The sequence below is a fragment of the Jeotgalibaca ciconiae genome, from assembly GCF_003955755.1.
Taxonomy (GTDB): domain Bacteria; phylum Bacillota; class Bacilli; order Lactobacillales; family Aerococcaceae; genus Jeotgalibaca; species Jeotgalibaca ciconiae.
Genome location: NZ_CP034465.1, coordinates 2,295,878 through 2,308,252, shown reverse-complemented (window position 1 = coordinate 2,308,252; position 12,375 = coordinate 2,295,878). Strand labels below are relative to the sequence as shown.

The following is a 12,375-nucleotide window of genomic DNA, read 5'->3' as shown; positions in this document are numbered from 1 at the left end:
TTTTTATTCTACTCGAGATCCCATTGTATCAATTGTTGTTAGGAACACATCACAATCTGGAAACTCTGATTGAATTCTATTTAAAATATTTTCAGAAACTTCTTCTTTTGCTAACGTCATTACCGTTGTTCCTGCTCCACTCAGATACGTTCCATACCCACCTTCTTCATGAGTAATTTCACGGATTTTTGTTAATTCAGGAATCAGCGACTCACGATAGGGTTCATGAAAAACATCTTCCTCCATTAATTTCCCCGCTGTATCAATGTCGCCTAAATGTAAAGCTGAAACCATAACATTCGCAATGCTGCTGCCTTTAATTGCTTCTTGCAAGGAGAGATTCTTAGGCATTACCGCCCGGCTCTCACTAGTCAATAATTCTCTTGAAGGTACCGTAACAATTAAACGGGTCTTTGGGAAAGGAACTTTTGTCCAGATGACATTACTATCAATTATCGTTCCGAAAGTTAAATTTCCCGCAATAGCTGGCATAACATTATCAGGATGACCTTCTATTCTAGTTGCTATTTGAACTTTCTCATCCTCAGATAAATTTAGTCCAGCCAGATGGTTGGCAAGTTCAATCCCTGCAACTATTGCCGCCGAACTACTTCCTAAACCTCGTGCTGGTGGAATATCAGAGCGCATTTTCACATGATGTGGAGTCAAATCATCGGCTACTTCTAAAGCAGTTTGAATAATCAGATTTTTCTCATCAGAAGGAATCGACTCTCCAACGGAATGTTCAATAAACCATTCTGCAGCTTGTTCAACAATCTCCAACTCCAAGTATAAAGAAACGGCTATTCCAATTGAATCAAATCCTGGCCCTAAATTTGCCGATGTAGCAGGTACTTTAATAACAGTCATATAGAAACTCCTTCATTCACTTATATCGATTTGTACTGTGCGTCAATGTCCACAAAAGCTTTGTTCCTCAATTGGTCCATTACTCTGTTTAATTCATCTAAATGAATCTCTTTTAAATGCAAGTAAATAGAACCTTCTTTAGAAGTTAGAATATCTGCTTTTATTTCAGAAACAGCTTTCTCATTCGTTTTCTCCGTCTGCTTACAACGCAGTAAAACATCTGCATAATGCACATTTGCTGTTCCTAATTGAACAGCTGAATTAATCACTGGCAATCCTTTTCCAGTCTGATTTATTTTAATATTTTTGGCAATTTGCAGAACATCTGCTACAACACTGTTCGCTGTTGGCATTCTCCCCGCTCCTGGTCCGTACATCATTGTTTCTCCTACAGCCTCTCCTGTCACATAGACAGCATTGTTTTCATTTTTTACATGCGATAGAGGATGGTCTAAAGGTACAAGCATTGGTGCAACTTCTACCGCTAATTTACCCTCTTCTACTTTCGCACTGCCGATTAATTTGATTGTATAGCCCAGTTGTTGCGCGAGTTCAAAATCTTCTAAAAGAATGTTAGAAATACCTTTTGTATCCAACTCGTCCAATCGAATGCTCTGTCCAAAAGCTAACTTAGTCAAAATGACCATTTTTCTCGCTGCGTCCAGACCTTCTACATCACCAGTAGGATCGCTTTCCGCAAAACCGAGTTCTTGTGCTAAACGAAGTGCTTCTTCATAAGAGTATGATTCTTCTTGCATTTTAGTCAGCATAAAGTTCGTTGTTCCGTTCACGATTCCTAAAACTTCTTGCAAATTATCTCCAATATAACTCTCGTTTAAAGCACGTAAAATTGGAATTCCTCCAGCAACACTAGCTTCAAAATAAAGGTCTCTTCCATTTTTTTCAGCTAATTCATATAATTCATCACCGTAAACAGCTAATAAATCTTTATTGGCTGTCACAACATGTTTTCCATTTGTTAGGGCAGCAACAATAAATCCTCTTGCTGTTTCAATTGTACCCATTACTTCCACGACAATCTCAATACTTTCATCTTCAATAATTTCTTTAAAATTATCAGTAATTGGCATTCCAGCCTCTACAGCCTCGGGAAAAGCTTTCGTATCATGGACTAATATTTTACTGACTTCCAATTTTGTTTGTGTTAAATGTAGATACTTTTCTTGGTTATTTTTTAATATTTCATAGACTCCATAGCCTACTGTTCCAAATCCTAATAAACCTATTTTCACTGTTTCCTTCAATGTCGTCTCTCCCATCACTCATTTATTATTCATCAGTATACTGAATAAAAGGATATTTCTCTACCCAAAAGTTAAAAAAAGATTAGAAAACTACATGATAGCGCATTCTTGTAAATCTATAAAAAAGTAACAACCTCCAAGAAAGACTTTCTTCTTAGAGATTGTTACTATACCTGTTTTAACTTAGTCTTGTAAAAGCTCAAAGATTTCAATTGCAACTAAATCCAAGTCATCAAATTGATAAGTTTGATTTGTTGCATGTTCTTCTAACTCAAAAGTTTCAGTATCTCGGTTATATTTTACAACGCATCGCTCGTTTCCATCCTTTTCAAAACGGCGTACTTCGATTTCTCCGTTGTCTTCCATCATCACTTCGAGTCGTCGGATGATTGCAGATAATTGTGAAGGTTTCATAGTTTTTCCCCTTTCCAGACTGACTTCTTATCTATTCTAGCATTATTTCTTTTTCACCGCATCAATTTATGTTCGATTTTAGAAATAAATTACCAGTCTGTGGAATGTACTTACTCCCCCCACCAAAGTTTGATGAGAGCTTGTGTTCCATCATTCTCATTACCCTCATTTGCTAGTCTTTCATATAAGTCTTTTGCCAAGGTTGTGCTTGGCAAGTCAATTCCCATGCGTTCCGCTTCATCCAAAGCTATTTTTAAGTCTTTAACAAAGTGTTTTACAAAAAAACCTGGTGAATAATCTTTTTTCAAAATACGTGGGGAGTAGTTTGTCAATGACCAGTTTCCCGCACTTCCCGCACCTACTTGATCAATCACTCTCTCAACATCAAGACCAGCTGCTTTTGCATAAACCATCAGCTCGGTCATTCCCGTCATTGTACCAGCAATCATAATTTGATTCGCCATTTTTGTATGCTGCCCACTTCCTGCTGAGCCTTGCAGCATTACTTTGCTTGAAAAACTGTCTAAAACTGGTTTTGCATTATGATAGGCTTCTTCATCTCCACCAACCATTGTTGTCAATGTACCATCTTTTGCACCTTTGTCTCCCCCAGAAACAGGTGCATCTAGAGCAGCGACGTTTTTTTCTTTTGCCGCATTGTATATTTTCATCGCTAAACTCGGTGTGCTAGTGGTCATATCAATTACAATATCGCCTTCTTTAGCTGCATTTAAAATGCCCTTTTCTCCAAAATATGTATCTTCCACATCTTTCGGATAGCCAACAATCGTAATAATAATATCTGAATGTTTGGTAACCTCTGCCGGATTATCTTGCCAAATTGCTCCTTCTGTAACCAACGAATCAGCTTTACTCTTTGTTCGGTTATATACATGAACTTCATAACCAGCTTTTAGTAAATGCCTAACCATCGAGGCCCCCATCACGCCAGTTCCAACAAAACCAATTTTTTTCGTCATCATTATTCCTCCCATCTCATTATACTTACCCTAGTATATCATTGAAAAGAAATCAAATAAGAAAAGCGGACAAGTCCGCCTTGGCCTATGAAAAAATAGGAAATTTGACCCTGAATTGTCAGGAGACTTCACGCTTCAGCGGGTTAGTCGAATGATATGCGTTAGCGAGCAGCGAAGCGCGCAATGGGGCAAATTTATCTTTTTTTCACTAGGTCAGGACTTGGGAGCTAGACATTGATGGCTGAACTTATAATCCCCTAGTCTACAAAAAAAGCCAGAGAATTAACTCCAGCTTATGATTATTCATAATGTTTTGAAAAAGATTTTGTTTCTTCTATTTGACTGTCGAAATAATAATTCTCAATGACACTTTTATAATAGCTAATGACTTTCCTACCAAATGTTGCAGAAGAAATTTCTTTTAATAATACTTCTTTTTGTTCCAGCTTTATTGGACTGTTTGTTTTTTTCAATAATTCAATCATTTTTACAATCGTTATTCCCATGTCTTCATCCTCTTTATACAATAGTCCTAACAAAGGATTGCGGACAATCTCGGATAAATAATCATTACGCTTTGCTACAATCGGGCAATCGTTCACGATACTTTCTAAATAAGTAAGTCCTTGTGTTTCACTAGCAGATGCGCTCACATATATATCAGCCATCTGGTAATAATGATGGACGTACTCATTTTTCACTTCACCAACGAACTGAATATAATCTGTCAGATCCAACTCTTTTACTAATTCTTCCAAAGATTCTCTCGCTGGTCCATCACCTACAAAAACAAGTTTTGCATTTAGGTGATGTTGCAAAACAGTTGGAAAAGACTCAACAATTTTATGCAAATCTTTTTCAAAAGCAAGACGCGATAAAGAAAGTAGGACCATATCATTTTCAGTTAATTGTAGCTGTTCACGAATCGTTTGACGTAACGCTGAATCCTTTTCAGGAATCTCTACTCCAGTCGAAATCACTCGAATTTCTTTGTATACGTCATAAGAAGTAAGCTTTTCCTTCATTAATTGACTTGGAACAATCACACCCATTGTTCGGTTACAAAAAAAACGGGAAACTGTTTTTACATTTCTTGGTCTGATAATTTTTCCTTTTGCAATATAATGAAGATACTTTTCGTACATTGTATGATAAGTATGAACGTTAGGTATATTCAACATATAAGCAACAAATTTCCCTGTAATTCCCAAACTAAACTCAGTGTGAGTATGCACAATATCAATGTGATATTTTTTTGCTTCTTTCAGTGCTTTTGAAAAACCTTTGATCGCAATCCGACGATCTTTAAAAGAAAGAAATGGAATGCTTTTTAAACGAACGATATTTTCTTCCTCTTCAACCGCATTAGGATCAGTTGTTGTAAAAATAATCACTTCATGTCCTTGCGCTTCTAATTCATCCTTTAACACTTTTATGGAAGTTGCTACTCCACTGATTTGTGGAAAGTATGAATCTGTAAACATTCCTACTCGCATTTTTTCACCCTCTATCTCAATCAGTGAGAACTTTTATAAGGTAAGTATAATTGAACAAGCCGGTAATTGTCATTAGTCTTAAGTCCTATCGTTGTAATAATTTTAAAAGAATGAATAAAACAGCTACTCTTTCAGAAAAAAATATATAAATATATCTATAAGAAAAGCGGACAAGTCCGCCTTGACCTATGAAAAAATAGGAAATTTGACCCTGAATGAGCAGCGAAGCGCGCAATGGGGCAAATTTATCTTTTTTTCACTAGGTCAGGACTTGGGAGCTAGACATTGATGGCTGAACTTATAATCCCCTAGTCTATAAGAAAACCTCGAGCTAACGCTCGAGGCCTTTTTATTTTAGTGGAGACTTTCAACTCGGAGATATCGATTGTCGTAGAGGACGCCGGTGGCACCTCGGAAATATTCTGGAATCATTTCTCCCTGGCAGACTTGGCAGCTGAACCGCGGTGGGTCATGAGGATCTCCCCCATCCAGCCAATCGAATTGCTCCACGACCTCAAGTGGAATCTCTTCCACTGCCCTGCATTGACGACAGATATAGCTCACGCTCTTGTCCTTGGGCTCTCTGTCGTAATCCTTCCCAGTCGAACCGAAGGTTTTCAAGAGCTTGCGCTTCTGCTTTTCCCTGCTGGTGTTTTTCTTTTTCTGACTCAATCCGTTCAATCTCCTCCCGTAAATACCTTCTCGCATCCCAATCGTTCGCATATTGGATGGTAAGCTGTCCTTTTTTGGACACAACAATCCCCTTGAACTCGTAGTAGTTGCCGCATTTCGAACATTTGAGTGGATCGATTCCGAATGTTTCGGTTATCCTTTCGCGCCATTTTTTCGGTTGGGTCATCTTTCGCGCACGGATGAGCAACTTCGTCATCTTCTCCTGTAGATGACGGACCACCTTTTGGACGGTCTTCTTGATACGTCTGCTGTACAACCCGTAATGGCGGATTGTTTTGAAGCCTTTGTCCGGGATGTGCCGGATCAGCGAAAGGATAAACTCTTTGGCCCCCATTATCTTGATTGCTTCTTTGTTTGTGCGTTTGTCATGATACCGGAAGAGGACCGTGTCACCATCGTAATAGATGATCCGTTCGAGCGCGATGGGTCCTCGTTTCATGTATCGGCTGATATATTGCAGCAGTGCCTTCACATTGGTCCTGCTCCGTTTCGGGGCGTTCACGTAAAAGCCTTCCGCATTCTTCGAATACGCGTTTTGCAGCAGGGGCTGGGCTTTCTTCTTCTCCTTCGGAGTAAGGGTACGCCGCAGGAGCTTAAGAACCGCGTTCTGCCAATGTATTCGCAAGAGTTTATAGGGAATGTAGTCGTAATCCACCCATTTCCCGCTGTCTGTCAACCCGCCCATGGTCACAATCATGTGCACATGGGGATTGAACTCCAACTGGGAGCCGAAGGTATGTAGGCCTGCGATGATGCCCGGGGTGATGCGTTTCTTGCGGAAATACGCCTTCACCACGTTTGCTGCCTCATCCATTAATCCCTTCAACAGTTCCTCCCGGTGAAGGAGAAACAAATCCCGCAATCCTTCATCAATCGTGAACACGATATGCCGGTGAATGGTGTGGTACATGTCATCCGCAATCATGTCGCTCCAGCGCTGACTCTCCCCAACCGCACAGGTTGGGCAAAACTTTCCCTTGCAGCGAATCGGAACATGCTTGACATCATGACAGCCTTCGCAAACGAACAATCGAAATCCTTTCCTCACATCGCCGCAATAGCGGAACTTATCTACTTCCGACAACACCACAGAGCGAATTCTTTTCTTGTGTATTCTCACAAGCGAGTCCCAATGGTGTTCTTTATCAAAGAAGATGGCGTGAAGAATATTCTTATTCATACCTTTATTTTACCCTCCGTGGAACAAAAAGCAAATTTGTGGAACATGCATCCGGATAAGCTTCTTTTCAAGAATAATTTTATAAAACCCTATACTATAAGAAAAGCGGACAAGTCCGCCTTGGCTTATGAAAAAATAGGAAATTTGACCCTGAATTGTCAGGAGACTTCACGCTTCAGCGGGTTAGTCGAATGATATGCGTTAGCGAGCAGCGAAGCGCGCAATGGGGCAAATTTATCTTTTTTTCACTAGGTCAGGACTTGGGAGCTAGACATTGATGGCTGAACTTATAATCCCCTAGTCTATAAAAAAGGGGCTAGACAAAAAGTCCAGCCTCCACCCTTTTAATTTAATGAATTTGTTAATTCAGCAACTAATTCAATAACTTCTTCAACCGTTGAACACTCATTGATTGCTTTACCAGCAAGAGCTTCCATTTCTGTTGAGTCTAGTTTTGCAAGCAAGCTTCTTGTTTTCAGGATACTTGATGCACTCATGGAGAATTCATCTAAACCAAGTCCTAATAACAATGGTACAGCGGTTTGATCTCCAGCCATTTCTCCACACATTCCAACCCATTTACCTTCAGCATGAGCAGAATCAATTACATGTTTCAGTAAAGTTAGAATAGCTGGGTTATATGGTTGATACAAGTATGACACTTGCTCATTCATACGGTCAGCAGCCATTGTGTATTGAATCAAGTCGTTTGTACCAACACTAAAGAAGTCAACTTCTTTTGCGAATTGGTGCGCTAATACTGCTGCAGCTGGAATTTCAATCATGATTCCTACTTCAATATCATCAGAAACCGATTGTCCTTCTGCAACAAGTTTTTCTTTTTCTTCTTCCAACATTTGTTTTGCTGCTCTAAATTCATTTAAAGTAGCAATCATTGGGAACATAATACGCAATTTTCCATAAACGGAAGCACGTAATAATGCTCGAAGTTGTGTACGGAACATTTCTGGTTCAGCTAAACAGATACGAATTGCACGATAACCCAAGAATGGATTCATTTCTTCAGGCAATTGAAGATAAGGAAGTTCTTTATCTCCACCAATATCCATTGTACGAACAACAACAGCTTTACCATTCATTCCTTCAAGAACTGTTTTATAAGCAATAAATTGCTCTTCTTCTGTCGGGAACTGTTCAGAATCCATATAAAGGAATTCTGTACGGTATAAGCCGATTGCTTCTGCGCCATTTTCATTTACTCCAGTAAGATCTTTAGGAGTTCCGATGTTTGCTGCAAGTTCAACATGTTTACCATCTTTTGTGACAGTTTCTGCATCTTTCAGCTTACGCCATTCTTCTTTTTGTGTTTCAAATGCCGCACGTTTTCCTTCGTATTCAGATAGCGTGTCTTCATCTGGATCTACAATAATGTTTCCTTCCAGTCCATCAATGATGACCATTACCCCATCGTCAACAAGCTCTGTAATTGTTTTCGTTCCTACTACTGCAGGAATTTCTAACGAACGAGCCATGATTGCAGAGTGGGAAGTACGTCCGCCGATGTCTGTAACAAAACCTTTTACATATTGACGATTTAATTGAGCTGTATCACTTGGTGTTAAATCTTTTGCGACAATAACGACTTCTTCTTTAATCGTTGAAGGACTCGGTATTTTAACACCTAGCAAGTGCCCCATAACACGTTCAGTAACATCACGAATATCTGCTGCACGTTCTTGCATATATGGATTATCTTCCATTGCTTCAAACATGCCAATGAACATACTTGATACATCCGCAAGTGCTTGTTCAGCGTTAATTTTATTATCGGTGATATTTGATTTTATTGTATCTAACATTTCTGGATCTGACAGAACCATTACATGAGCATCAAAAACTTGTGCCTCTTCTTCTCCGACAGCAACAGCTACATGGTCACGGATTGCTTGAACTTCGCCTTTGGCATTCTCAAAAGAATCCAGAAGGCGAGAAATTTCGCTTTCTGGATTTTCTATTGTTTTTTTCTCAAAGGTTAAGTCAGGTTCCGTTAAAAGATAGGCCTTGCCGATCGCGATACCATCACTAGCAGCAATTCCCATTAAACGGTTTTTCATCATTCAGCTAACCCTTCTTTTTTAAGTGTCTCAACGATACCAGCCATAGCTTCTGTTTCATCTTGTCCTTCAATAGAAATGGTTACATTTGCACCTTGGCCTACACCAAGAGACATAACGCCCATAATTGATTTCAAGTTAACAGATTTACCTTTGTATTCAAGGTTGATATCAGAATTAAATTTACTTGCTGTTTGTACAAGTAAAGTAGCAGGTCTTGCATGAATCCCTGTTTCAGCAGTGATATGAAAGTCTTTTTTCTCCATTATGTTAATCCCCTTTTTTATGAATTTATAGGATAATTACCAGTATTTTATTAAGCAGCTTGAAAAAAATGAGCAAAATAAAAAAAACTGGAAATATAACCCTTTCATAGAATAAGATTACCATTTTTTCTCAATAAGAACAACTATTTTCAAGCTTTTTCTATTAATGTTTACATTTTAGTGAGAAAAACACAGGGTTTTATTTTATTTTCATGAGCAATCTGTTAAAGTACGCGAATTTTTTTAGAATAATAGGGAAACTTCTCTTTACTTTGATGCTCAGTTGAAAATTATTATCCACAATGGTTCCATATATTAAGCAAAAAAACTTGAAAGTCAAAATTGGTCAATGTATAATAGAGTCACAAGGTCGAGAAACCTTGATTAAGAATGATGAAGATATTTACGAACTATATTACGAAAGGATGTTAACCCATGAAATGTATGAACTGTGGAAAAAATGACGCATCCATTCATTTGTATGCGAGTTTGAATGGTCAAACACAAAAAATTGACCTATGTCAAAACTGCTATCAACAATGGAATGCATCTCAAAATAAAAACCGTGGGATGGGATTTTTTGGATCCACTTCTGGGAACAACCCATTTAATATGGAAGACTTAGAACAGTTCTTCCGTCAAATGCCAAGTCAAGGTCGCGGGCAAAACCCACAAGAAGGTGCTCCTCGTCCGAACCAAGGACAGGGTGGAAATCGAGGCGGCGGATTATTAGACCAATTCGGTATTAACTTGACTGAATTAGCTAGGCAAGGTGCTGTCGATCCGGTTATCGGACGAGATAGTGAAATTGCTCGCGTCATCGAGATTTTAAATCGTCGTAACAAAAATAATCCAGTATTAACCGGAGAAGCAGGTGTTGGTAAAACCGCAGTTGTTGAAGGTTTAGCTCAAAAAATCGTTGATGGAGATGTCCCTCAAAAATTATTAGATAAAGAAGTAATCCGTTTAGATGTTGTTTCTCTCGTACAAGGAACAGGGATTCGGGGGCAATTTGAAGAACGTATGCAGCAACTAATGGATGAAGTAAGAGAAAACAAAAATATCGTTCTCTTTATTGATGAAATCCATGAAATCGTTGGTGCAGGGAGCGCTGAAGGAAGCATGGATGCTGGTAATATTCTAAAACCAGCTCTAGCTCGTGGTGAATTACAATTAATCGGTGCTACAACTCTTAACGAATACCGAAAAATTGAAAAGGACCCTGCTTTGGAACGACGCTTCCAGCCGGTTCGTGTCAACGAACCTACTCCGGAACAAACCTTGATTATTTTACAAGGCCTTCGCGGAAAGTATGAAGATTACCATAAAGTAAAATACTCTGACAAGGCATTGGAAGCAGCCGTCACATTATCTCATCGCTATATCCAAGATCGTTTCTTACCCGACAAAGCAATCGATTTACTTGATGAATCAGGTTCAAAAAAGAACCTTTCATTAAAAATTGTCGATCCAAAAGAAATTGATGAAAGAATGGAAACAGCTGAAAAAGAAAAACAAGCTGCCCTTCACGCAGAAGATTACGAAAAAGCAGCTTATTACCGTGATCAAATTACCAATCTAAAAAGCATGAAAAATAATCCAGAGGCTTCTGGTCAAGATAATACAATTACTGAAAAAGACATACAAAATATTATTGAAATCAAAACAAATATCCCAGTTGGAGATTTGCTTGAAAAAGAACAAGAGCAGTTGCGTAACCTAGATAAAGATTTAAAAGCACATGTGATTGGACAAGACGAAGCAGTTGATAAAGTAGCAAAAGCGATTCGCAGAAATCGAGTAGGCTTTGCCCGTAAGAATCGCCCAATTGGATCATTCTTATTCGTTGGCCCTACTGGTGTAGGAAAAACAGAATTGGCAAAACAATTGGCAACTGAAATGTTCGGTACAGAAGATGCAATCATACGCTTTGACATGAGTGAGTATATGGAAAAACACGCTGTCTCTAAATTAATCGGTTCACCTCCGGGATATGTCGGCTACGAGGAAGCTGGTCAATTAACAGAACGGGTCAGAAGAAACCCTTACAGCATCGTTTTACTTGATGAAGTCGAAAAAGCCCATCCAGATGTGATGCACCTATTCTTACAAATTTTGGAAGATGGACGTTTAACGGATTCCCAAGGCCGTTCTGTCAGCTTTAAAGATACAATCATTATTATGACAAGTAACGCTGGTACAGGATCTCAAGAAGCAAGTGTCGGTTTCGCTGCCTCCCTTTCTGGAGAAGCAAAATCAGTCATCCATCGTTTGAGTGATTACTTTAAACCGGAATTCATTAACCGATTCGATGCAATCGTCGAATTCAACTCCTTGTCGAAAGAAAATCTAACATCAATCTTGTCATTAATGTTAGACGATGTGAATCGAATCCTTTCCGATAAAGAAATCAGTGTTAGCATCAGTGAGTCTGCTAAAGAAAAACTGGTTGAAATTGGTTACAATCCGTCTATGGGAGCTCGTCCGCTTCGTCGAGTGATCCAAGAGCAAATTGAGGATCGAGTAGCAGATTATTACTTAGACAACCCAGAAATAAAAAATATTTCCTTTGATGTAAATGACCAAAATGAAATAGTCGTTCAAGAAGCACAAAATGCTACAATAGAATAAAACTTTTTTTGATATGAACTTCCTGTTAATTTCAAAAAAGGAAAAAAGGGTGGAATTAAATTCCGCCCTTTTTCCTATATTAGCAAGCTTTCATTTCCTTTTCTTAATTTTTGATTCAATCGAATGAGGTATTGCTCTTTTATAATTTTATGAAAAGGTTTATAATAGTTTTAATAACAAAATCTAACTAAGTGAGGGGTGTGTCACATGAAATTAATTGATGTAACCAATAGCCATTTTGACTTAGTTCGTGAACAACTTGCCAACACAGATGCTTCAATTGTTAAAGTCTTTTCATTAGGACAAACGACGGTCATCTATACTGGCGCCCCGACACACGAAGATATCATTTTACTAAATCGTAATCGACGAGTAAAACAAAATGAAATAGTTTTTGTTTTAAATAAACTTTTACAATTAACAGTTGATGATGTTGAAGTGATGCCCGGACATAACTTTGTTGAACTATCATACATTAAGGAACAACAAGACGCATTTTAATTTG

Annotated in this window: 10 protein-coding genes; 2 read left to right on the top strand and 8 right to left on the bottom strand. The window is 38.5% G+C overall.

All coding sequences use genetic code 11. From position 1 onward, the window contains the following. Positions 1-3: 3 nt before the first annotated feature. The 8 genes from thrB to EJN90_RS10675 form a co-directional block, all read right to left on the bottom strand. Entirely contained in the window at positions 4-870 is an 867-nt protein-coding gene (gene thrB, locus EJN90_RS10710; RefSeq protein ID WP_126111093.1) for a homoserine kinase, read from the bottom strand. Between the two features lie 20 nt (positions 871-890). Next, entirely contained in the window at positions 891-2,135 is a 1,245-nt protein-coding gene (locus EJN90_RS10705; protein ID WP_164544068.1) for a homoserine dehydrogenase, read from the bottom strand. A gap of 183 nt (positions 2,136-2,318) precedes the next feature. Continuing rightward, positions 2,319-2,549 (bottom strand): YkuJ family protein, encoded by a 231-nt coding sequence (locus tag EJN90_RS10700; RefSeq protein WP_126111089.1) that lies wholly within the window; start codon positions 2,547-2,549, stop codon positions 2,319-2,321. A 110-nt stretch (positions 2,550-2,659) separates the two neighbouring features. Then, the gene (locus EJN90_RS10695) at positions 2,660-3,532 is read right to left on the bottom strand and encodes an NAD(P)-dependent oxidoreductase (protein ID WP_126111087.1); all 873 of its coding nucleotides are present in this window, start codon (positions 3,530-3,532) and stop codon (positions 2,660-2,662) included. A gap of 296 nt (positions 3,533-3,828) precedes the next feature. Continuing rightward, positions 3,829-5,025 (bottom strand): glycosyltransferase family 4 protein, encoded by a 1,197-nt coding sequence (locus tag EJN90_RS10690; protein ID WP_126111085.1) that lies wholly within the window; start codon positions 5,023-5,025, stop codon positions 3,829-3,831. 514 nt (positions 5,026-5,539) lie between these two features. Then, a complete protein-coding gene (locus EJN90_RS10685) occupies positions 5,540-6,898 on the bottom strand; it encodes an IS91 family transposase (protein ID WP_126110898.1) in 1,359 nt (452 codons plus the stop codon). A 344-nt stretch (positions 6,899-7,242) separates the two neighbouring features. Then, positions 7,243-8,973 (bottom strand): phosphoenolpyruvate--protein phosphotransferase, encoded by a 1,731-nt coding sequence (gene ptsP / locus EJN90_RS10680; protein ID WP_126112439.1) that lies wholly within the window; start codon positions 8,971-8,973, stop codon positions 7,243-7,245. After that, positions 8,973-9,239, bottom strand: coding sequence for a phosphocarrier protein HPr (locus tag EJN90_RS10675; protein ID WP_126111083.1), 267 nt, complete (start codon positions 9,237-9,239; stop codon positions 8,973-8,975). The genes ptsP and EJN90_RS10675 overlap by 1 nt, the downstream gene beginning before the upstream one ends. A gap of 435 nt (positions 9,240-9,674) precedes the next feature. Between EJN90_RS10675 and EJN90_RS10670 the strand changes: the two genes are divergently transcribed. Beyond that, positions 9,675-11,870: an ATP-dependent Clp protease ATP-binding subunit gene (locus EJN90_RS10670; protein WP_126111081.1), complete on the top strand. Its 2,196-nt coding sequence runs from the start codon at positions 9,675-9,677 to the stop codon at positions 11,868-11,870. Between the two features lie 207 nt (positions 11,871-12,077). Further along, complete coding sequence (locus EJN90_RS10665) at positions 12,078-12,371, top strand: DUF1827 family protein (protein WP_126111079.1); 294 nt, start codon at positions 12,078-12,080, stop codon at positions 12,369-12,371. Positions 12,372-12,375: the final 4 nt, after the last annotated feature.

Bases quoted from the DNA above. Each gene is read 5' to 3' on its own strand.
- EJN90_RS10700 (WP_126111089.1), bottom strand. From the start codon at position 2,549: ATGAAACCTTCACAATTATCTGCAATCATCCGACGACTCGAAGTGATG.
- EJN90_RS10690 (WP_126111085.1), bottom strand. From the start codon at position 5,025: ATGCGAGTAGGAATGTTTACAGATTCATACTTTCCACAAATCAGTGGA.
- EJN90_RS10685 (WP_126110898.1), bottom strand. From the start codon at position 6,898: ATGAATAAGAATATTCTTCACGCCATCTTCTTTGATAAAGAACACCAT.
- ptsP (WP_126112439.1), bottom strand. From the start codon at position 8,973: ATGAAAAACCGTTTAATGGGAATTGCTGCTAGTGATGGTATCGCGATC.
- EJN90_RS10675 (WP_126111083.1), bottom strand. From the start codon at position 9,239: ATGGAGAAAAAAGACTTTCATATCACTGCTGAAACAGGGATTCATGCA.
- EJN90_RS10695 (WP_126111087.1), bottom strand. From the start codon at position 3,532: ATGATGACGAAAAAAATTGGTTTTGTTGGAACTGGCGTGATGGGGGCC.
- EJN90_RS10665 (WP_126111079.1), top strand. From the start codon at position 12,078: ATGAAATTAATTGATGTAACCAATAGCCATTTTGACTTAGTTCGTGAA.
- thrB (WP_126111093.1), bottom strand. From the start codon at position 870: ATGACTGTTATTAAAGTACCTGCTACATCGGCAAATTTAGGGCCAGGA.
- EJN90_RS10670 (WP_126111081.1), top strand. From the start codon at position 9,675: ATGAAATGTATGAACTGTGGAAAAAATGACGCATCCATTCATTTGTAT.